This is a genomic window from Streptomyces sp. NPDC004284 (assembly GCF_042874035.1).
Classification (GTDB): Bacteria; Actinomycetota; Actinomycetes; order Streptomycetales; family Streptomycetaceae; genus Streptomyces.
In genome coordinates, this window is record NZ_JBIAMJ010000001.1 from 314,659 (window position 1) to 333,747 (window position 19,089).

The 19,089-nt window shown below is 72.8% G+C and carries 18 protein-coding genes; 8 read left to right on the forward strand and 10 right to left on the reverse strand.

Features of this window, described 5'->3' with window-relative positions; genetic code table 11:
- Positions 1-67: 67 nt before the first annotated feature.
- The 3 genes from ACFYUS_RS01490 to ACFYUS_RS01500 all read right to left on the reverse strand — a co-directional run bounded on the left by ACFYUS_RS01490 (position 68) and on the right by ACFYUS_RS01500 (position 3,549).
- Positions 68-1,720, reverse strand: a complete 1,653-nt coding sequence (locus tag ACFYUS_RS01490; RefSeq protein WP_388844396.1) for a phospho-sugar mutase — start codon at positions 1,718-1,720, stop codon at positions 68-70.
- Between the two features lie 334 nt (positions 1,721-2,054).
- Positions 2,055-2,858: a purine-nucleoside phosphorylase gene (locus ACFYUS_RS01495; protein WP_388844398.1), complete on the reverse strand. Its 804-nt coding sequence runs from the start codon at positions 2,856-2,858 to the stop codon at positions 2,055-2,057.
- A 253-nt stretch (positions 2,859-3,111) separates the two neighbouring features.
- The gene (locus tag ACFYUS_RS01500; protein ID WP_388844400.1) at positions 3,112-3,549 is read right to left on the reverse strand and encodes a gamma-glutamylcyclotransferase; all 438 of its coding nucleotides are present in this window, start codon (positions 3,547-3,549) and stop codon (positions 3,112-3,114) included.
- A 217-nt stretch (positions 3,550-3,766) separates the two neighbouring features.
- Here ACFYUS_RS01500 and ACFYUS_RS01505 point away from each other — a divergent pair, with 217 nt between their 5' ends.
- Both ACFYUS_RS01505 and ACFYUS_RS01510 read left to right on the forward strand, forming a co-directional pair.
- Complete coding sequence (locus tag ACFYUS_RS01505; protein WP_388844402.1) at positions 3,767-5,206, forward strand: NAD(P)H-quinone dehydrogenase; 1,440 nt, start codon at positions 3,767-3,769, stop codon at positions 5,204-5,206.
- Between the two features lie 234 nt (positions 5,207-5,440).
- Positions 5,441-6,367 carry a DeoR/GlpR family DNA-binding transcription regulator gene (locus ACFYUS_RS01510; protein WP_388844403.1) on the forward strand — a complete coding sequence of 309 codons (927 nt, stop codon included), beginning with the start codon at positions 5,441-5,443 and terminating at the stop codon, positions 6,365-6,367.
- A gap of 166 nt (positions 6,368-6,533) precedes the next feature.
- Here the strand turns inward: ACFYUS_RS01510 and ACFYUS_RS01515 are convergent, their stop codons facing one another.
- Positions 6,534-7,079 carry a TetR/AcrR family transcriptional regulator gene (locus ACFYUS_RS01515; protein WP_388844404.1) on the reverse strand — a complete coding sequence of 182 codons (546 nt, stop codon included), beginning with the start codon at positions 7,077-7,079 and terminating at the stop codon, positions 6,534-6,536.
- A 76-nt stretch (positions 7,080-7,155) separates the two neighbouring features.
- Positions 7,156-8,910, reverse strand: coding sequence for an acetyl/propionyl/methylcrotonyl-CoA carboxylase subunit alpha (locus ACFYUS_RS01520; protein WP_388844406.1), 1,755 nt, complete (start codon positions 8,908-8,910; stop codon positions 7,156-7,158).
- Positions 8,911-9,306: 396 nt separating this feature from the next.
- Here ACFYUS_RS01520 and ACFYUS_RS01525 point away from each other — a divergent pair, with 396 nt between their 5' ends.
- Entirely contained in the window at positions 9,307-9,744 is a 438-nt protein-coding gene (locus tag ACFYUS_RS01525) for a hypothetical protein (RefSeq protein WP_388844408.1), read from the forward strand.
- A gap of 2 nt (positions 9,745-9,746) precedes the next feature.
- Here ACFYUS_RS01525 and ACFYUS_RS01530 read toward each other — a convergent pair whose 3' ends face one another.
- From ACFYUS_RS01530 to ACFYUS_RS01540, 3 genes are all read right to left on the reverse strand, one after another.
- Positions 9,747-10,352 (reverse strand): nucleoside triphosphate pyrophosphatase, encoded by a 606-nt coding sequence (locus ACFYUS_RS01530; RefSeq protein WP_388844410.1) that lies wholly within the window; start codon positions 10,350-10,352, stop codon positions 9,747-9,749.
- 44 nt (positions 10,353-10,396) lie between these two features.
- Entirely contained in the window at positions 10,397-10,525 is a 129-nt protein-coding gene (gene mmpB / locus ACFYUS_RS01535; protein WP_093874383.1) for a morphogenic membrane protein MmpB, read from the reverse strand.
- Between the two features lie 103 nt (positions 10,526-10,628).
- Complete coding sequence (locus ACFYUS_RS01540; protein ID WP_388844412.1) at positions 10,629-11,297, reverse strand: TetR/AcrR family transcriptional regulator; 669 nt, start codon at positions 11,295-11,297, stop codon at positions 10,629-10,631.
- A gap of 37 nt (positions 11,298-11,334) precedes the next feature.
- On the opposite strand from ACFYUS_RS01540, the gene ACFYUS_RS01545 reads away from it, so the two are divergent.
- Complete coding sequence (locus ACFYUS_RS01545; RefSeq protein WP_388844414.1) at positions 11,335-12,729, forward strand: MFS transporter; 1,395 nt, start codon at positions 11,335-11,337, stop codon at positions 12,727-12,729.
- A gap of 80 nt (positions 12,730-12,809) precedes the next feature.
- Here ACFYUS_RS01545 and ACFYUS_RS01550 read toward each other — a convergent pair whose 3' ends face one another.
- Both ACFYUS_RS01550 and ACFYUS_RS01555 read right to left on the reverse strand, forming a co-directional pair.
- Positions 12,810-13,022 carry an acyl-CoA carboxylase epsilon subunit gene (locus ACFYUS_RS01550; RefSeq protein ID WP_388844416.1) on the reverse strand — a complete coding sequence of 71 codons (213 nt, stop codon included), beginning with the start codon at positions 13,020-13,022 and terminating at the stop codon, positions 12,810-12,812.
- Between the two features lie 30 nt (positions 13,023-13,052).
- The gene (locus tag ACFYUS_RS01555; RefSeq protein ID WP_388844418.1) at positions 13,053-14,645 is read right to left on the reverse strand and encodes an acyl-CoA carboxylase subunit beta; all 1,593 of its coding nucleotides are present in this window, start codon (positions 14,643-14,645) and stop codon (positions 13,053-13,055) included.
- Positions 14,646-14,779: 134 nt separating this feature from the next.
- Between ACFYUS_RS01555 and ACFYUS_RS01560 the strand changes: the two genes are divergently transcribed.
- From ACFYUS_RS01560 to ACFYUS_RS01575, 4 genes are all read left to right on the forward strand, one after another.
- Positions 14,780-15,625, forward strand: a complete 846-nt coding sequence (locus ACFYUS_RS01560) for a biotin--[acetyl-CoA-carboxylase] ligase (protein WP_388844420.1) — start codon at positions 14,780-14,782, stop codon at positions 15,623-15,625.
- Between the two features lie 168 nt (positions 15,626-15,793).
- Positions 15,794-16,942 carry an adenylate/guanylate cyclase domain-containing protein gene (locus tag ACFYUS_RS01565; RefSeq protein WP_388844422.1) on the forward strand — a complete coding sequence of 383 codons (1,149 nt, stop codon included), beginning with the start codon at positions 15,794-15,796 and terminating at the stop codon, positions 16,940-16,942.
- A gap of 62 nt (positions 16,943-17,004) precedes the next feature.
- Entirely contained in the window at positions 17,005-17,793 is a 789-nt protein-coding gene (locus ACFYUS_RS01570; RefSeq protein ID WP_041130938.1) for an enoyl-CoA hydratase/isomerase family protein, read from the forward strand.
- A 101-nt stretch (positions 17,794-17,894) separates the two neighbouring features.
- Positions 17,895-19,064 (forward strand): diguanylate cyclase domain-containing protein, encoded by a 1,170-nt coding sequence (locus ACFYUS_RS01575; RefSeq protein WP_388844424.1) that lies wholly within the window; start codon positions 17,895-17,897, stop codon positions 19,062-19,064.
- Positions 19,065-19,089: the final 25 nt, after the last annotated feature.

Here is a 19,089-nt window from a genome sequence, read left to right on the forward strand (position 1 = left end):
GGGGGTTCACCCGTACGGCCGAGGGCCGGTACGGAAGGGAATCCGTACCGGCCCTCGCGCCGGTGTCCTACAGCCCGGCGGCCTCGGACAGGTCCCGCTTGATCGCGGCGAGGACCTCGGCGCCCGTCGCGCGGGCCGTCGCCAGCTCGCTGCCGTCGCCGACCGGGACGACGACCTCCAGGTAGCACTTGAGCTTGGGCTCCGTGCCGGAGGGGCGGACGATCACCCGGGCCCTGTAGGCGCCCTCCAGGTGGTAGCGCAGCCCGTCCGTCGGCGGCAGCGACTCCGTGCCCTTCGTCAGGTCCTCGGCCGAGACGACCGTCAGACCCGCGAGCCGGACCGGGGGCCGCTCGCGCAGCGTGGCCATCGCGTTCGCGATGATCGACAGGTCCTCGACCCGCACCGACAGCTGGTCCGTGGCGTGCAGCCCGTGCGCCACCGCCAGGTCGTCGAGGAGGTCGGTGAGCGTCCGGCCCTGCTCCTTGAGCACCGAGGCCAGCTCGGTGACGAGCAGCGCCGCCGTGATGCCGTCCTTGTCGCGGACGCCCTCGGGGTCGACGCAGTAGCCGAGCGCCTCCTCGTAGCCGTACCGCAGGCCGTCGACGCGGGCGATCCACTTGAAGCCGGTCAGCGTCTCCTCGTACCCGACCCCGGCCGCCTCGGCGATCCGCCCGAGCAGCGAGGACGACACGATCGACTCGGCGAACACGCCGGTGGCGCCCTTGTGCACCAGGTGCGCGGCGAGCAGCGCGCCGACCTCGTCGCCGCGGAGCATCCGCCAGCCGCCCTCGACGTGCGCGTCCGGCACGGCCACGGCGCAGCGGTCGGCGTCCGGGTCGTTCGCGATGACGATGTCGGGGTCCACGGCCCGGGCGGCCTCGAAGGCCAGGTCCATGGCGCCCGGCTCCTCCGGGTTCGGGAAGGCGACCGTCGGGAAGGCCGGGTCCGGGTCGGCCTGCTCGGCGACGAGCGCGGGCGGCGGGAAGCCGGCCCGGCCGAACGCGGCCGTCAGGACCTCCTTGCCGACGCCGTGCATGGCCGTGTAGACGGTCCGCGCGGTGCGGGGGGAGCCGGGGGTCAGGACGGCGTCCGTACGCTCCAGGTACGCCTCCAGGACCTCGTCCCCGAGCGTCTCCCAGCCGCTCTCGGGTCGCGGCACGTCGTGCAGCGACCGCACGGCCGCGATCTCGGCGGCGATCTCCGCGTCGGCCGGCGGCACGATCTGCGAGCCGTCGCCCAGGTAGACCTTGTAGCCGTTGTCGCGCGGCGGGTTGTGGCTCGCGGTCACCTCGACACCGGCGACGGCGCCCAGGTGCCTTATGGCGTACGCGAGGACGGGCGTCGGCAGCGGGCGCGGGAGCACGGCCGCGCGCAGCCCGGCTCCGGTCATCACGGCGGCGGTGTCGCGGGCGAAGTCCGCCGACTTGTAGCGGGCGTCGTAGCCGATGACGACGAGGCCGCCCTCCTGGCCCTTGGCCTTGAGGTACGCGGCCAGGCCGGCGGCGGCCCGGATCACGACCGAGCGGTTCATCCGCATGGGCCCGGCGCCGATCTCACCGCGGAGGCCGGCGGTGCCGAACTGCAGCGTGCCGCTGAAACGGGCCGCGAGCTCGTCGGTCGCGCCGGCCTCGATCAGCCGCGCGAGCTCCTCGCGGGTCTCACTGTCGGGATCCTCGGCGAGCCAGGCCTGGGCCCGGGTGAGGAGGTCGTCCTGCGTCACGGTGTGCCTTTCGGGGGTGCGGGGCGGTTGCGGGCGGGATGGTCGGGAGAGTGCGGGTGGGTGGACCGCTGCGCGGAGCCTTTCCCCACCCCGCCCCTTCCCGTAACCGGGGCTCCGCCCCGGACCCCGCGCCTCACGCGCGGGCGGGGCTGAAATCCAGCCCGTCCGGCGTTTGAGCACACGCCCGAAGGGCGTACGGGGGCCTGGGGGCTCTCCCCCGGTTCGGGAAGCGGGGGTCCCCCCACGCCGCCAGGCGTAGGGGGAGGGGCGGGGGGCCGCCGCGTGGCCGTGCGGTCCCCTGGGGGCCGCACGGCGCGAGGGGCGCGGGAAGAACTCAGATGCGGTCCAGGACCCGCGTCAGCAGCTCGCCCATCCGCGCCGCCGAGTCGCGCCCCGCCTGGAGCACCTCCTCGTGGTTCAGCGGCTCGCCGGAGAGCCCCGCCGCCAGGTTGGTGACGAGGGAGATGCCGAGGACCTCGGCGCCGGCCTCGCGGGCCGCGATGGCCTCGAGGACGGTGGACATGCCGACGAGGTCGCCGCCCAGGACGCGGACCATGTTGATCTCGGCCGGGGTCTCGTAGTGCGGGCCGGGGAACTGGACGTACACGCCCTCCTCCAGCGTCTCGTCGACCTCCTTGCACAGCGCGCGCAGGCGCGGCGAGTACAGGTCGGTGAGGTCGACGAAGTTGGCGCCGACGATGGGGGAGGCGGCCGTGAGGTTGATGTGGTCGCTGATGAGGACCGGCTGGCCGGGGCGCATGCCCTCGCGGAGGCCGCCGCAGCCGTTGGTGAGGATGACGGTCTTCACGCCGGCGGCGACGGCGGTGCGGACGCCGTGGGCGACGGAGGCGACGCCCCGGCCCTCGTAGAAGTGGGTGCGGCCGAGGAAGACCAGGGCGCGCTTCTCGCCGATCTTGTACGAGCGGACCTTGCCGCCGTGGCCCTCGACGGCCGGCGGCGGGAAGCCGGGGAGCTCGGTCACCGGGAACTCGGCCTCGGGGGCGCCGAGGGCGTCGACGGCGGGGGCCCAGCCGGAGCCCATGACCAGGGCGACATCGTGGTTCTCGACACCGGTCAGCTCGCGAAGGCGTGCGGCAGCGGCCTCGGCGGCCTCGTACGGGGTGGCAGTTGCGTTCACTGACTCTCTCGCCTCGGGGAGGGGGGTCCGAGGGGAGCCCCGGACGGATTTGTTACGCGCAGCAGCGTAGCCGGAGAATTCCTACGCGCGTAGATGACGATGCTGACGGACATGCGATCGTTGTCTTGTCGTTTCCGACGAACGGGCGATTCCGGCCACCCGGTCGGATCGCCCCGGCCGGATCGTCCCGGCCGGATCGTCCCGGCCGGATCGGCAGGGCTGATCAGCAAGGCCCGGTCGGCCCGGTCCCCGATCAGCAGGGGCGCTTGCGCAACTCCATCACGTAGTCGTGCGGCGCGCCCGCCGACTCGGCCGCGTCGGCGATCTCGCCGAGGTACCGCGCGGACGGCAGCCCGCCCTCGTACGCGTTGAGGACGTACACCCAGGCCGGCTCCTCGCCGTCCAGGGTGTGCACCCGCACCCGCATCCGCCGGTAGATGTCGAGGCCCACGCCCTCCCAGCGGTCCATGGAGTCCTCGTCCATCGGCGCGATGTCGTACAGCGCCACGAAGACCTGGGAGCGGGGGGCCTCCACGAGGGTGGCCAGCGCTCCCTCCCAGCCCATCTGCTCGCCGCCGAAGGTCAGCCGCCAGCCGTTCAGCCAGCCGGTGCCGCGCAGCGGGGAGTGCGGTGCGCGGCGGCTCATCAGCCGCGCGTCGAGGTTGCCGGCGAAAGCGGCGTAGAGCGACATGGGACCGAGGGTACGGGAGGGGACGGGGTGCCCGGTGAACGCCGAGGTGGGGGCCGTACGGGGGCCGTACGAGGGGCATCCGAGCCCCCGGCGCGAGGCAGTGCCCGGTGTGCGGGACAATGGGCTACGCACTTGAAGCGTGCGGGACAATGGCGTACGCACTGCAGCCCAGCGGGGGGACCCCCCGGCAGAACGAGAGCGCGAGGCGTAGATCCCAGTGACCCGGATCGTGATCATCGGCGGCGGACCCGGCGGATACGAGGCGGCCCTGGTGGGCGCCCAACTCGGCGCGGAGGTGACCGTCGTGGACTGCGACGGCCTCGGCGGCGCGTCCGTCCTGACCGACTGCGTCCCCTCGAAGACCCTGATCGCCACCGCCGAGGTGATGACCACCTTCGACTCCTCCTACGAGGAGCTGGGCATCATCGTCGCGGACGACACCCCGCCCCTCGAGCAGGCCGCCCGTGTCGTCGGCGTGGACCTCGGCAAGGTGAACCGACGGGTGAAGCGCCTCGCGCTCGCCCAGTCCCACGACATCACCGCCTCCGTGACCCGGGCCGGCGCCCGGGTCCTGCGCGGCCGCGGCCGGCTCTCCGGCCGGCAGGCCGTGGACGGCTCCCGCCAGGTGATCGTCGCCGCCGCCGACGGCACCGAGGAGACGCTGACCGCCGACGCGGTGCTGATCGCGACCGGCGCCCACCCGCGCGAGGTGCCCGACGCCAAGCCGGACGGCGAGCGCATCCTGAACTGGACCCAGGTCTACGACCTCAAGGAGCTCCCCGAGGAGCTCATCGTGGTCGGCTCCGGCGTCACCGGCGCCGAGTTCGCCGGCGCCTACCAGGCGCTCGGCTCCCGGGTCACCCTCGTCTCCTCCCGCGACCGGGTCCTCCCCGGCGAGGACCCGGACGCCGCCGCCGTCCTGGAGGACGTCTTCCGGCGCCGCGGCATGAACGTCATGGCCCGCTCCCGCGCCGAGTCCGCCAAGCGGGTCGGCGACCGCGTCGAGGTCACCCTCGCCGACGGCCGGGTCATCTCCGGCACCCACTGCCTGATGGCGGTCGGCGCCATCCCGAACTCGGCCGGAATGGGCCTGGAGGAGGCCGGCGTCAGGCTGAAGGACTCCGGTCACATCTGGACCGACAAGGTCTCCCGTACGAGCGCCCCGGGCGTCTACGCGGCCGGTGACGTCACGGGCGTGTTCGCGCTCGCCTCGGTCGCCGCCATGCAGGGCCGGATCGCGATGTACCACTTCCTCGGCGACGCGGTGGCCCCGCTCAACCTCAAGACGGTCTCCTCGAACGTCTTCACCGACCCGGAGATCGCCACCGTCGGCTACACCCAGGCCGACGTGGACGCGGGCAAGATCGACGCCAAGGTCGTCAAGCTGCCGCTGCTGCGCAACCCCCGCGCGAAGATGCAGGGCATCCGGGACGGCTTCGTGAAGATCTTCTGCCGTCCGGGCACCGGCATCGTGGTCGGCGGCTGTGTCGTCGCGCCGAAGGCGAGCGAGCTGATCCATCCGATCTCGATCGCGGTCGACAACAATCTGACGGTCGAACAGATCGCAAATGCTTTCACCGTGTACCCCTCCCTGTCGGGCTCGATCGCGGAAGTGGCACGGCAGTTGCACACCCGAAAGGCGACGGGCGAGGCGTAACACCCCGCTCCGGCCCGGCCCGGCCCGCCTCCCGCCTGCGGGAACGGTTCGCCGACTCGGACAACCCCCGGCAAGGGGGACATGGAACGATCAACGACGGGGCCTCCCATACCACTTGGAGGCCCCGTCTGTGCGCATCTTCTGCAATTCGGCGCATAGTGCTGAAAACTATCGGCCGGTCACGTTACTGTCAGTTTCGTGTTCGCTGCAGAACGTCGTCAGTTGATCCTCGAAATGGTGCGAGCCAATGGGGCCGTGTCGCTCCGCGAGCTCGCCCGCGTCGTCCAGACCTCGGAAGTGACCGTACGGAGAGACGTACGGGCCCTTGAGGCAGAAGGACTCCTCGACCGCCGCCACGGCGGTGCGGTGTTGCCGGGCGGATTCACGCGAGAATCCGGCTTCCCGCAGAAATCCCATCTCGCCACAGCGGAGAAGACGGCCATCGCCGACGTCGCCGCCGGCCTCGTCGAAGAGGGCGAGGCCATCGTCGTCGGCGCCGGGACGACCACGCAGGAGCTGGCCCGCCGGCTCGCCCGCGTGCCCGGACTGACCGTCGTCACCAACTCCCTGCTCGTCGCCCAGGCCCTCGCCCACGCCAACCGGGTCGAGGTCGTCATGACCGGCGGCACCCTGCGCGGCTCCAACTACGCCCTCGTGGGCAGCGGGGCCGAGCAGTCGCTCCAGGGGCTCCGGGTCTCCCGGGCCTTCCTCTCCGGGAGCGGCCTGACCGCCGAGCGCGGCCTGTCCACGTCCAACATGCTCTCCGCGAGCGTGGACCGGGCGCTCGTCCAGGCGGCGGCCGAGGTCGTGGTCCTGGCCGACCACACCAAGCTCGGCTCGGACACCATGTTCCAGACGGTGCCGACGGACGTCATCACCCGCCTGGTGACCGACGAGCCCCCGGCCCACGACGAGCGGGCCGCCACCGAGCTCCAGGCCCTCGCCGACCAGGGCGTCCAGATCGCCGTCGCCGGTACGGGCGCGGCGGCCGGCCCCTCCGGCGGCGAGCAGCTCCCCCCGGGCGCCCGGCCCCGCCGTGACATGCCGCTCCCCGTCCAGCGCGGGCGGATGGCGGCCGGTCAGTTCCGGGGACCGGGCGGCGGCATGGCCGCGGAGACGCTGGAGCGCACGGCCCGGGTCGCGGACATGCGCCGCCGCTGACGTCGGTACGTACGTCAGACGTCGGTGCGTCAGGCACCGGCACGTCGGACGCCGGTACGTCAGCCGGTCGGTGCGTCGGACGTCAGTACGTCAGCCGCGGTACCCGAGGGACCCTCCCCCAGGGGTCCCACGCCGACTCCCGGCACCCCTCGGTCCTTCAAGCCCCTCAGTTCTTCAGGCCCCGCAGCGTCAGCGCGAGCAGGCGGTCGGCCAACTCCGGGTCCTCCGGGCACTGTTCCGCCGCCAGCGCGATCGCGTTGGTGAGCTGCATCAGGTCGCCGATCGACACGTCGGCGCGCACCTGCCCCGCCTCCCGGGCCCGCCCGAGCAGCCGCTCGCCCGCAGCGCGCAGCGGGTCGCTGCACCGTGCCAGGGCCGAACTCCGGTCGTACGAGGCGGACATCAGCGCGTGCGCGAGTCCCCGGTACTCGCCCGCGTGGGCGATCAGCGCCCGCAGCCACTCCACGAGCGCCGTGCAGGGCGCGTCCGCCTCGGACAGCTGCCGCGAGCGGTCGAGGAGTTCGGCCAGCGCCTCCTGGAAGACCGCGTTCAGCAGATCGGCCCGGGTGGGGAAGTGGCGGTAGAGGGTGCCGATCCCGACGCCCGCGCGGCGCGCGACCTCCTCCAGGGGCGCGTCCGCGCCCTGCCGCGCGAAGGCGGCGCGGGCCTCGACGAGCAGTCGCTCGTGGTTGCGGCGTGCGTCGGCGCGCATGAGTACGGCCCCTCCCCTCGGCGAAGGGCCCGCAGGCGACTGCCTGCGGGCCCTTCCTCACCTACTGGCTACGACGTCAGTCCTTGATGTCGCAGATCGCGGCGCCGGACGTCACGGAGGCGCCGACCTCCGCGCTCAGGCCCTTGACGGTGCCGGAGCGGTGGGCGTTGAGCGGCTGCTCCATCTTCATGGCCTCCAGGACGACGATCAGATCGCCCTCCTTGACCTCCTGGCCCTCCTCGACCGCGACCTTCACGATCGTGCCCTGCATCGGGGACGCGAGGGTGTCGCCCGAGGCGGTCGGGCCGGACTTCTTCGCCGCGCGGCGCTTCGGCTTCGCACCGGCCGCCAGGCCCGTGCGCGCCAGCGTCATGCCCAGCGAGGACGGCAGGGAGACCTCGAGGCGCTTGCCGCCGACCTCGACGACGATCGTCTCGCGGCCCGTCTCGTCCTCGTCCGCCTCGGCACCGCCCGGGGCGAACGGCTTGATCTCGTTGACGAACTCCGTCTCGATCCAGCGCGTGTGGACCCGGAAGGGGTCGGCGGTGAAGTCGGGGTCGACCACGACGGCCTGGTGGAACGGGATCGCCGTCGCCATGCCCTCGACCTTGAACTCCGCCAGCGCGCGGGCCGCCCGCTGGAGCGCCTGCTCGCGGGTGGCGCCGGTGATGACCAGCTTGGCCAGGAGCGAGTCCCAGGCCGGGCCGATCACGGAGCCGGACTCGACGCCCGCGTCGAGGCGGACACCGGGGCCGGTCGGCGGGCTGAAGACGGTGACCGTGCCGGGGGCCGGCAGGAAGTTGCGGCCCGGGTCCTCGCCGTTGATGCGGAACTCGAAGGAGTGACCGCGGATCTCCGGGTCGCCGTAGCCGAGCTCCTCGCCGTCGGCGATGCGGAACATCTCGCGGACCAGGTCGATGCCCGTGACCTCCTCGGTCACCGGGTGCTCGACCTGCAGACGCGTGTTGACCTCCAGGAAGGAGATCGTGCCGTCGACACCGACGAGGAACTCGACCGTGCCGGCGCCGACGTAGCCGGCCTCCTTCAGGATCGCCTTCGACGCGGCGTACAGCTCCGCGTTCTGCGCCTCCGTCAGGAACGGCGCCGGGGCCTCCTCGACCAGCTTCTGGTGGCGGCGCTGGAGCGAGCAGTCACGGGTGGAGACGACGACCACGTTGCCGTGGGTGTCGGCGAGGCACTGGGTCTCGACGTGACGCGGCTTGTCGAGGTAGCGCTCGACGAAGCACTCGCCCCGGCCGAAGGCCGCGACGGCCTCACGGACGGCGGAGTCGTACAGCTCCGGAACCTCTTCGAGCGTGCGGGCGACCTTCAGACCGCGACCGCCACCGCCGAAGGCGGCCTTGATCGCGATCGGCAGCCCGTGCTCCTGCGCGAACGCCACGACCTCGTCGGCACCCGACACCGGGTCCGGCGTGCCCGCGACGAGCGGGGCGCCGGCGCGCTGCGCGATGTGACGGGCGGCGACCTTGTCACCCAGGTCCCGGATCGCCTGCGGCGGCGGACCGATCCACGTCAGACCCGCGTCCAGGACCGCCTGCGCGAACTCCGCGTTCTCGGAAAGGAACCCGTATCCCGGGTGGACCGCGTCCGCGCCCGAGTCCTTGGCGGCCTGGAGCACCTTGGCCATGTCCAGGTAACTGGTCGCCGGAGTGTCACCGCCCAGAGCGAACGCCTCGTCAGCCGCCCGGACGTGCAGGGCGTCCCGATCCGGATCGGCGTACACGGCCACGCTGTCGATGCCGGCGTCCCGGCACGCCCGGGCCACACGGACAGCGATTTCGCCACGGTTGGCGATGAGCACCTTGCGCACGATGGCTCCCTCCTTGAAACAAGCCGAGTTTAGGGACTGCCGACACGTTCGTTCGACCCGTCCCCACTAGTGAGCTTGCCCACACGGAGTGTGACGCCGGGCCTGCTCGGGTCGTGAATTCCCTTATCGCACCACGGTACGCAGGGTTCCTCGACGGCACAGTAGCTCTGATGTGTGGCGCAGGTCTCTGTTCTTGCGACCAGGGGCCATTCGGGTTTCTTTGTTCAATCCCTACGAATGACTCGATGATTCTTTGCGGTGGGACTCGACCGGTCCTCAAGTGACGGCGCGCCGTCGCCCGCCGTGCGCGCGGTCTTGTCCAGGTGTTTACCGGCCAGTAGCCTTCGCGCTGCCGACCGTACTGCCGGTAACAGATGAACCCAGGGGGTGGCCGAGGTGGCCCGCAGACCGATAGCCCTCGTGACGGCCGCGGTGCTCTTCCTCGAAGCGCCCGGCATCGTCGCGATCAACGCCGTCATGGCGGGCTTCCAGGAGGCCCAGTCGATGTCCCTCGCCGGCATGGACCCCGACGCGATGGTCGCCGGAACCTGGGGACTCGGCATCGGCTCCGGCGTCGCCCTCGTCCTCTGTGGCCTCGTCGCCCTCGTCGCGGGCGTCCGCGACCGCCGTCCGGGCCTTCTCGGCCGGGGGCTCCTCATCGGCTGTGCGATCGTCCACGGCGTCCTCGGGGCGGTCGCCGCCGCCCTCATCGGCTGGACCGCCTTCGCCTTCCTGGTGGCCGTGCTCGGACTGATCGTCCTCACCCTGGTGGCGTACGGGGAGGGGCGCGCGGCGGTCGCCGACGCCCCCGGGGAGGCGCCGGCCGCCGGCTGAGCTCAGGCCCAGAGGTCGGTGATCTCGACGTCCAGCTTGCGCAGGAGCCGGCGCAGCAGCGGCAGGGACAGGCCGATCACATTGCCCGGGTCGCCGTCGATGCCGTCGATGAACGGGGCGGAGCGGCCGTCCAGGGTGAACGCGCCCGCCACGTGGAGCGGTTCGCCGCTGGCCACGTACGCGGCGATCTCCTCGTCCGTCGGCTCGCCGAAGCGGACCACGGTGGAGGCCGTCGCCGACTCGAAGCGCTTGGCGGTCGTGTCGTAGACGCAGTGGCCGGTCTGGAGGATGCCGACCCGGCCCCGCATCGACTTCCAGCGGGCGGTGGCCTCCTCGGCGTCGGCCGGCTTGCCGAGCGCCTGCTTGTCCAGCTCCAGGACCGAGTCGCAGCCGATGACGAGCGCGCCGGACACCTCCGGCTTGGCGGCCACGTGGGCGGCCTTCGCCTCCGCGAGGGCGAGCGCGAGTTCGGCCGGGGTCGGGGCGTGGACCTTGTCCTCGTCGACGCCGCTCACGATCACCTCGGGAGCGAGTCCGGCCTGCCGGAGCAGGCCGAGCCGGGCGGGGGAGGCGGAGGCGAGCACGACACGGCGCGGATCAGCAGTCATGGGGGCAGCGTAGCCAGTGCGGACGCCCGTACGCGCGCGCGTGGTCAGCGCGCGCTGGCGACGAACATCGCCACCACCATCGCCAGCGCCAGGAGCACACCGGTGCGGCGGAGCATCGCCTGCATGTCCCGCAGGAACTTCGGCGGCTGGTTCTTCGGGTCGGACCACAGCATGCCCAAATCCTCCGGGCGGGGCTCGAACGGCGCCTGAGTACGGATACTCAGGCGCCCCCGTGTCGAAGGACTATTCGCGGAGCGCGTCGTACGGGCGCGGGCCTCACGCCCGTACGAACACCCCGTCCCGCGCCGCCGCCAGCGCCGCCGTCACGGCCCGTTCCGCGACGGCTCCGTCGAGCTCCTCGCGGGTGACCGCGAAGCGGTAGTAGAGCGGGGCGGAGACGGCGCGGAGGAGTTCGAGGGGGTCGGTCCCCGCCGGGATCTCGCCGCGCGCCGCGCCCCTGGTGACGACGGGGGCCCATTCGGCGAGCCGGGTCCGGTAGAAGCCGGCGAGGGCGCGGGCGCACTCCTCGTCGCAGGCCGCCGCGGCGATGACCGCGCGGAAGACGGCGCCCATCCGGGGGTCCACGAGGGTGGCCCGGACGAGTTCGGCGTTGGCCCGCAGGTCGCCCGGGAGGCTGCCGGTGTCGGAGGCGGGCAGCGACTGCTCGGCCATGTCGTGCAGGAGGTCGGTGACCAGGCCGACGGGGGAGCCCCAGCGGCGGTACACGGTGGTCTTGCCGACGCCGGCGCCCGCGGCGATCCGGTCCATGTTCAGCGTGTGGAAACCGGTGTCGGCGAGGGCGTCCAGGGTGGCGTCGAGGACCGCCCGGCGGACCTTCGCGGTGCGGCCGCCGGGACGCGTGGTGCCGGGCGTGGCCGGCCGGCTCTCAGTCAAACGGGTCTCCTGTTCCATTAACGCCATCGACTCTGCTACGGTACGGGACATCTTAACGGAACTGGATTCCCATTAAGGGGTCTCGCGCATGGTCGCCCTCGATCTCCCCACCACCTCGCCCACCCGCCCCGACCGGATGACCGGCCGGATGCGGCTCGTCCTCGTCGTCCTCCTCCTCGCCCAGTTCATGCTGGCCGTCGACTTCTCGATCCTGAACGTCGCCCTGCCCGTCATCGGCCGGGGACTCGGCTTCACCCTCGGCGGCCTCCAGTGGATCGCCACCGCCTTCGCCCTCGCCGCCGCTGGATTCACCCTCCTCTTCGGGCGTGTCGCCGACCTGATCGGCCGCCGCCGGCTCTTCCTCGGCGGCATGGCCGTCCTCGGGCTCGCCTCCCTCGCGGGCGGGCTCGCCACCGGCCCCGGGACGCTCATGGCCGCCCGGGTCGCCCAGGGCCTCGCCACCGCCGCCGTCACCCCCGCCGGCCTCTCCCTGCTCACCTCCTCCTTCCCCGAGGGCCCGCTGCGCGCCAAGGCGCTCGGACTGAACGGCGCCCTCATGTCCGCGGGCTTCACCACCGGCGCGATCCTCGGCGGCGTCCTCACCGACCTGCTCTCCTGGCGCTGGGCCTTCTTCGTCAACGTGCCGGTGGTCCTCGCCGTCCTCCTCGTCGCCCCCGCCGTCCTCCGGGAGAGCCGCCCGGCCGTCCGCCCCCGCCTCGACGTCCCCGGCGCCGTCACCGTCACCGGCGGACTCCTCGCCCTCGTCTACGGCCTGACCGTCACCGGCGCGCACGGCCGGCCCGACCCCACCGCGCTCACCGCCCTCGCCGCCGGCGCCGCGCTCCTCACCGCCTTCGTCCTCGTCGAACGGCGGGCCGCCTCGCCCCTCGTCCCGATCCACGTCCTGAGGCGCCGCACCGTCGTCTGGGGCAACCTCGCCGGGCTCGTCGCCTTCGTCACCGAGACCTCGCTGGTCTTCCTGATGACCCTGTACCTCCAGGACGTCCTGGGCTTCTCCCCGCTCGCCGCCGGACTCTCCTTCGGAGTCCTCGGCGCCGGCACGATCCTCGGCGGCGTGGCCGCCTCCCGCTTCATCGGCCGCTTCGGGGCCCGCGCCGCCCTCGTCTCCGGCGGGCTCCTCCAGGCCGCCGCCACCCTCGCCCTGTACGGACTCGGCGACGACCGCGGCGGCCTCGCCCTCCTCCTCGCCGCGACCTTCGCCGGCGGCGTCGGCAACATGCTCGCGATCGTCGGCTTCATGGTCACCGCCACCTCGGGCCTCCCCGACGGCGAGCAGGGCATGGCCACCGGGCTCGCGACCATGACCCAGCAGGTCGGCATCACCATGGGCACCCCGGTCATGAGCGCCGTCGTCGTCACCGCGCCCGTGCTCCTCGACGGCATCGGCCTCGCGGTGCTCGTCAACGCCGCGATCGTCGCCGCCGGAGCCGTGCTGTCGGGCGTCTTCCTCCGCCGCACGTGACCGGCACGCGGGCGCGCGAAAGGCCGGACCCCCCGCACAAGGGGCCCGGCCTTCTCGTCACGCCGCGCCGACTACGACGCCTACACGGGCCAGTACGACCGCGCCCAGGCCCGCGGGCCCGGCCGGTGCCGCACCGTCCGCGCGATACGGGAGGGGTCCGACCAGCCCTCCGGCACCGCCGGGCCGCCCGCCCCGGCGGACGCCGCCGCCGTGGCCGCGGCCCGGGCTTGAACGACCGCCAGTGCGGCGGCCAGCTCCTCGGGCGTCGGATTGCCTCGTACGACCTTGATCACAACGGCTCCTTACAGCGCTCGTACGGGGGCCTACAGCGGGATGTTGCCGTGCTTCTTCGGAGGAAGGGATTCCCGCTTCGTCCGCAGCTGACGCAGGCCCTTCACGATCTGCGGCCGCGTGTCCGACGGCAGGACCACGCCGTCGATGTAGCCGCGCTCGGCCGCGATGTACGGGTTGAGCAGGGCGTCCTCGTACTCCTGCATCAGCCGCGCCCGCTCGGCCTCCTGGTCCTCCGCCTCGGCGATCGTCCGCCGGTGCAGGATGTTGACCGCGCCCTGCGCGCCCATGACCGCGATCTGCGCCGTCGGCCACGCCAGGTTCAGGTCGGCGCCCAGGTGCTTGGAGCCCATGACGTCGTACGCGCCGCCGAAGGCCTTCCGCGTGATGACCGTGATCAGCGGGACCGTCGCCTCCGCGTACGCGTAGATCAGCTTCGCGCCGCGCCGGATGATGCCGCCGTACTCCTGGTCCACACCCGGCAGGAAGCCCGGCACGTCCACGAAGGTCAGCACGGGGATGTTGAAGGCGTCGCAGGTCCGCACGAACCGCGCGGCCTTCTCGGAGGCGTTGATGTCGAGGCAGCCGGCGAACTGCATCGGCTGGTTCGCGACGACACCCACCGGGAAGCCCTCGACGCGACCGAAGCCGGTCAGGATGTTCGGCGCGAACAGGGCCTGCGTCTCCAGGAACTCGCCGTCGTCCAGGACGTGCTCGATGACCTTGTGCATGTCGTACGGCTGGTTCGCCGAGTCCGGGATCAGCGTGTCGAGCTCACGGTCCTCGTCCGTCACCTCGGTCTCCGCGACCTCCGGGAAGGCCGGCGGCTCGGACAGGTTGTTCGAAGGGAGGTACGAGAGCAGCGACTTCACGTACTCGATCGCGTCCTTCTCGTCCCCCGCCATGTGGTGCGCCACACCCGAGGTCGAGTTGTGCGTCCGGGCGCCGCCCAGCTCCTCGAAGCCCACGTCCTCGCCCGTCACGGTCTTGATGACGTCCGGACCCGTGATGAACATGTGCGAGGTCTGGTCCACCATCACCGTGAAGTCGGTGATCGCGGGGGAGTACACCGCACCGCCCGCACACGGACCGACGATCAGCGAGATCTGCGGGATCACGCCCGACGCGTGCGTGTTCCGCCGGAAGATCTCGCCGTACATCCCGAGCGCGCTCACGCCCTCCTGGATGCGGGCACCGCCGGAGTCGTTGATGCCGATGACGGGGCAGCCCGTCTTCAGCGCGAAGTCCATCACCTTGATGATCTTCTGGCCGTACGTCTCGCCGAGCGCCCCGCCGAAGACCGTGAAGTCCTGCGAGAACACGGCGACCGGACGCCCGTCCACCGTGCCGTACCCGGTGACGACCCCGTCCCCGTACGGCCGGTTCTTCTCAAGGCCGAAGTTGGTCGAGCGGTGGCGCGCCAGCTCGTCCAGCTCGACGAACGACCCTTCGTCGAGAAGCAGGCCGATCCGCTCGCGCGCGGTCAGCTTGCCCTTGGCGTGCTGCTTCTCCACGGCCCGCTCCGAGCCGGCATGCGTGGCCTCGTCGATACGGCGCTTGAGGTCCGCGATCTTGCCCGCGGTCGTGTGAATGTCGATCTCGTACTGCTCTGCCGGCTCGGACATCGGGATGCGGCTCCCTGCCTGGTCACGGGGGGTTCGTTGACTACGAATGGGCTACTGCTGGCCTACTGCCCCGTAGCGTATCGACGGCGATACGGTTCGGCACTGCGGTCTTTGCCACACCTAGTGTGGCTTGCATGACGTCCTCTCAAGGCTCCGGCGGACCCTGGTCCGACCTCGACCGGCCCCCGCTGAACGCCCCCGCGCTGCGCCGGGCGCTCGTTCTCCCCGACGGACTGTGGACCTCGTTCGACGTGGTCACCGCCACCGGCTCCACCAACAGCGACCTCGCGGCGCGGGCCGACGAACTGCCCGAAGGGGCCGTGCTCGTGGCCGAGGAGCAGACCTCGGGGCGTGGCCGGCTCGACCGTACGTGGACCGCGCCCGCCCGGTCCGGGCTGTTCCTCTCGGTTCTGCTCAAGCCCCATGTGCCCGTGCACCGGTGGGGCTGGCTCCCGCTGCTCACCGGGGTGGCCGCCGCCACCGGTCTCGCGAAGGCCGCGCGCGTCGACACGTCGCTCAAGTGGCCCAACGACCTGTTGGTTTCCGTCGGGGGCGAGGAGCGCAAGACCGGCGGCATCCTCGCCGAGCGGGCCGGGGCGGACGCGATCGTCGTCGGCCTCGGGATCAACGTCACCCTCCGTGAGGAGGAGCTGCCCGTGCCGACCGCCGGATCGCTCCTTCTCGCCGGTGCCGGCTCCACCGACCGGGACACCCTCCTGCGGGCCGTCCTGCGCTCCCTCGACGAGTGGTACGGCACGTGGGTGAGGGCCGACGGCGATCCCGCCGCCTCCGGCCTCCAGGCGGCCTACGCGGCCGGCTGCGCCACTCTCGGCCGCCGTGTCCGCGCGGAACTTCCCGGCGAGCGGATGCTGGAGGGCGACGCCGTCGCTCTGGACGGGGACGGCCGCCTGGTCGTCGAGACGGAGGGCGGCGGTACGGAGGCGGTGGGTGCGGGCGACATCGTCCACCTGCGGACCTGACCGGGGTGCGCCCTCCAGGCCGTTCGCCTGGAGGGCGCACGCCCCGGGACCCGGGTGGCGGCCGTTCGCGCGTGAGCCAGCACACACCTGTCGTATCGTGGACGCGATCCATGGCGACAGATCGGCAGGGCAAGTGGGCAGCGGCAGGGAACGGGCAGGAGGCGGCCGGTGACCGTCGACGACGCGAGCGCGGGCGGCAGGGCCGAACCGGCCGAGCGGCCCACGTATCCCACCCCCCACCACGAGGTCGACCACACGGTGGAGCCGACCCACGACCCCCTCGCGATCCGCCTGGAACAGCTCATCCTGGGCGCCGACCGCCGTTACACCCCGTTCCAGGCGGCCCGCACCGCCGGCGTCTCCATGGAGCTCGCCTCCCGCTTCTGGCGCGCCATGGGCTTCGCCGACATCGGCCAGGCCAAGGCGCTCACCGAGGCCGACGTCCTCGCCCTGCGGCGACTCGCCGGCCTCGTGGAGGCCGGGCTGCTCAGCGAGCCGATGGCCGTGCAGGTGGCCCGCTCCACGGGGCAGACCACGGCCCGGCTCGCCGAGTGGCAGATCGACTCCTTCCTGGAGGGCCTGACCGAGCCGCCCGAGCCCGGCATGACCCGCACCGAGGTCACGTACCCCCTGGTCGAGCTGCTCCTGCCGGAGCTGGAGGAGTTCCTGATCTACGTGTGGCGCCGGCAGCTCGCCGCCGCCACCGGCCGGGTCGTCCAGGCCGCCGACGACGAGGAGATGGTCGACCGTCGGCTCGCCGTCGGCTTCGCGGACCTCGTCGGCTTCACCCGGCTGACCCGCCGCCTGGAGGAGGAGGAGCTCGGCGAGCTCGTCGAGGCCTTCGAGACCACCTGCGCCGACCTCGTCGCCGCGCACGGCGGCCGGCTCATCAAGACCCTCGGCGACGAGGTGCTGTACTGCGCCGACGACCCGGGCACGGCCGCCGAGATCGCGCTGCGGCTGATCGAGACCCTCGGCCACGACGAGACGATGCCCGCGCTGCGCGTCGGCATCGCCTTCGGCACCGTGACGACCCGGATGGGCGACGTCTTCGGCACCACCGTGAACCTGGCCAGCCGCCTCACCTCGATAGCCCCGAAGGACGCCGTCCTCGTCGACGACGCCCTCGCGGAGGAGCTGACCCGCACCGGCGAGGCGCCCGTCTCGGAGACGGCGGCGGCCGAGGAGGCGGCCCGCGCCGAGGAGGAGGGCCGGCGGCCGGTCACGTACCGCTTCGCGCTCCAGCCGACGTACCAGCGCTCGGTCCGGGGCGTCGGCGTCGTCGAACCCTGGCTCCTGAGCCGCCGCCCGACTTAGGATCTCCCGGTGAACGCCCGTTAACAGCCGTTGACGGGCCTGAACCGGGAGGGTGTGCGGTCATGTCCGAGCAGCGCTTTGGTGAGTTCGTGGTGGTCCGGAAGGACGGTCACGTCGCGGAACTGGTCCTCGACCGGCCCAAGGCCATGAACGCGGTCTCCTCCGAGATGGCCCGCTCCATCGGCGCCGCCTGCGACGCCCTCGCCGCCGATCCCGAGGTCCGCGTCACCGTCCTGACCTCCTCGAACGACCGCGCCTTCTGCGTCGGCGCCGACCTGAAGGAGCGCAACTCCTTCACCGACGCCGAGCTCGTCCGCCAGCGCCCGACCGCCCGCGCCTGCTACACCGGCGTCCTGGAGCTGCCGATGCCGACCGTCGCCGCCGTGCACGGCTTCGCCCTCGGCGGCGGCTTCGAGCTGGCGCTCGCCTGCGACGTCATCGTGGCCGACGCGACCGCCGTCGTCGGCCTCCCCGAGGTCTCCGTGGGCGTCATCCCCGGCGGCGGCGGTACGCAGCTGCTCCCGCGCCGGGTGGGCGCGGCGCGCGCCGCCGAGCTGGTCTTCACGGCCCGCCGGGTCGAGGCGGCCGAGGCCCGCGAGCTGGGCCTCGTGGACCTCCTGGAGGAGGACGCGCGGACGGCGGCCCTGGAGCTGGCCGGGCGGATCGCGGCGAACTCGCCGGTCGGCCTGCGCGCCGCGAAGAAGGCGATGCGCCTCGGCCAGGGCCTGGACCTGCGGGCCGGCCTCGAGGTCGAGGACGCGGCCTGGCGTTCGGTGGCCTTCTCGGGCGACCGGGCGGAGGGCGTGGCGGCCTTCAACGAGAAGCGGAAGCCGAACTGGCCGGGGGAGTGACCCCGGACTCCCGCCCGTCAGGTTTTACCGTTTTGTATCAAATGTGACTTAACGTGACGTCTCGGTGGGGAAAACGGATCAAACCTCCCTAAGCTGGAGGAATGGGTGAGGATGTGCGGCTGCGGGCCGTGGTGGCGCTGGCGCAGGGGATCGCGGCGGCGCACACTCCGCGCGAGTTCTGGCGGGCGGCGGCGCTCGGGGCCTGCGAGGGCCTCGACGGGACCTTCGCCGCGCTGTCCGTCTGGGAGCGGGACCACGGCCGCCTGAAGGTCCTGGTGAACGCCGGGGACCGGGCCGTGGGCGAGGAGGAGTTCCCGGACTCGGAGACGTATCCGGTGCACCAGTTCCCCGAGATCACCGAGTTCCTGCACGAGCAGTGGGCGGGCGGCGGCGAGCCGGACGCCTGGGTGGAGACGGCCGCCGACCCCGTCCCCACGGGCCGGGTGACGGGCCTGCGGCGGCGGGGGCGCGGCTGCTGCGTGGTCGCTCCGATCGTGCTGCACGGGCGCGCGTGGGGCGAGCTGTACGTGGCCCGCCCACCGGAGAAGAAACCTTTCACCCGCGCGGACGCCGATTTCGCGACCGTCCTGGCGGCGGTCGTCGCCGCCGGCATCGCCCAGGCCGAGCGTCTGGAGGAGGTCCGCAAGCTGGCCTTCACCGACCCCCTGACCGGCCTGGCCAACCGGCGGGCCGTCGACACCCGCCTGGACGAGGCCATCGAGCGCTACCGGGCCGACGGCTCCGTGGTCAGCCTGATGGTCTGCGACCTGAACGGCCTCAAGCGCGTCAACGACACCCATGGCCACGCCGTCGGCGACCGCCTCCTCGAACGCTTCGGCTCGGTCCTCTCCCGCTGCGGCGCCATGCTCCCCGGCGCCCTCGCGGCCCGCCTGGGCGGCGACGAGTTCTGCCTGCTCACCGTCGGCCCGACGGCGGACGAGGTCGTCGCGGTCGCCGGGGAGCTGTGCGTACGGGCGGCGGAGCTGGAGCTCGGCGAGGGCGTGGCCTGCGGGGTCGCGTCCACCGGCGACCCCATCGGCCCCCTCAGGTCGGCCCGCCGCCTCTTCCGGCTCGCCGACGCCGCCCAGTACCAGGCCAAGGCCGACCGCTCGTCGAAGCCCGTCGTCGCGGGCCGCGACGGCACGGTCATCCGCCTGGCCGACGCTCCCCCGGGAGCCCGCGACCGCCGCCGCTTCCGCGACGCGCCGACGGCGGGTCCGCCGCCGGCGGATCCGCTGCCGGCGCACGTCGACGGGGACCCACCCGCGTAAGGGGCCGCCCCCTGGAGGGACGGTG

Coding starts and splice junctions, on each gene's coding strand:
- ACFYUS_RS01500 (WP_388844400.1), bottom strand. CDS start 3,549: ATGTCGCTCTACGCCGCTTTCGCCGGCAACCTCGACGCGCGGCTGATG.
- ACFYUS_RS01510 (WP_388844403.1), top strand. CDS start 5,441: ATGGTGCGAGCCAATGGGGCCGTGTCGCTCCGCGAGCTCGCCCGCGTC.
- ACFYUS_RS01515 (WP_388844404.1), bottom strand. CDS start 7,079: ATGCGCGCCGACGCACGCCGCAACCACGAGCGACTGCTCGTCGAGGCC.
- ACFYUS_RS01530 (WP_388844410.1), bottom strand. CDS start 10,352: ATGACTGCTGATCCGCGCCGTGTCGTGCTCGCCTCCGCCTCCCCCGCC.
- mmpB (WP_093874383.1), bottom strand. CDS start 10,525: ATGCTGTGGTCCGACCCGAAGAACCAGCCGCCGAAGTTCCTGCGGGAC.
- ACFYUS_RS01540 (WP_388844412.1), bottom strand. CDS start 11,297: ATGTCCCGTACCGTAGCAGAGTCGATGGCGTTAATGGAACAGGAGACC.
- ACFYUS_RS01545 (WP_388844414.1), top strand. CDS start 11,335: ATGGTCGCCCTCGATCTCCCCACCACCTCGCCCACCCGCCCCGACCGG.
- ACFYUS_RS01555 (WP_388844418.1), bottom strand. CDS start 14,645: ATGTCCGAGCCGGCAGAGCAGTACGAGATCGACATTCACACGACCGCG.
- ACFYUS_RS01560 (WP_388844420.1), top strand. CDS start 14,780: ATGACGTCCTCTCAAGGCTCCGGCGGACCCTGGTCCGACCTCGACCGG.
- ACFYUS_RS01570 (WP_041130938.1), top strand. CDS start 17,005: ATGTCCGAGCAGCGCTTTGGTGAGTTCGTGGTGGTCCGGAAGGACGGT.
- ACFYUS_RS01575 (WP_388844424.1), top strand. CDS start 17,895: ATGGGTGAGGATGTGCGGCTGCGGGCCGTGGTGGCGCTGGCGCAGGGG.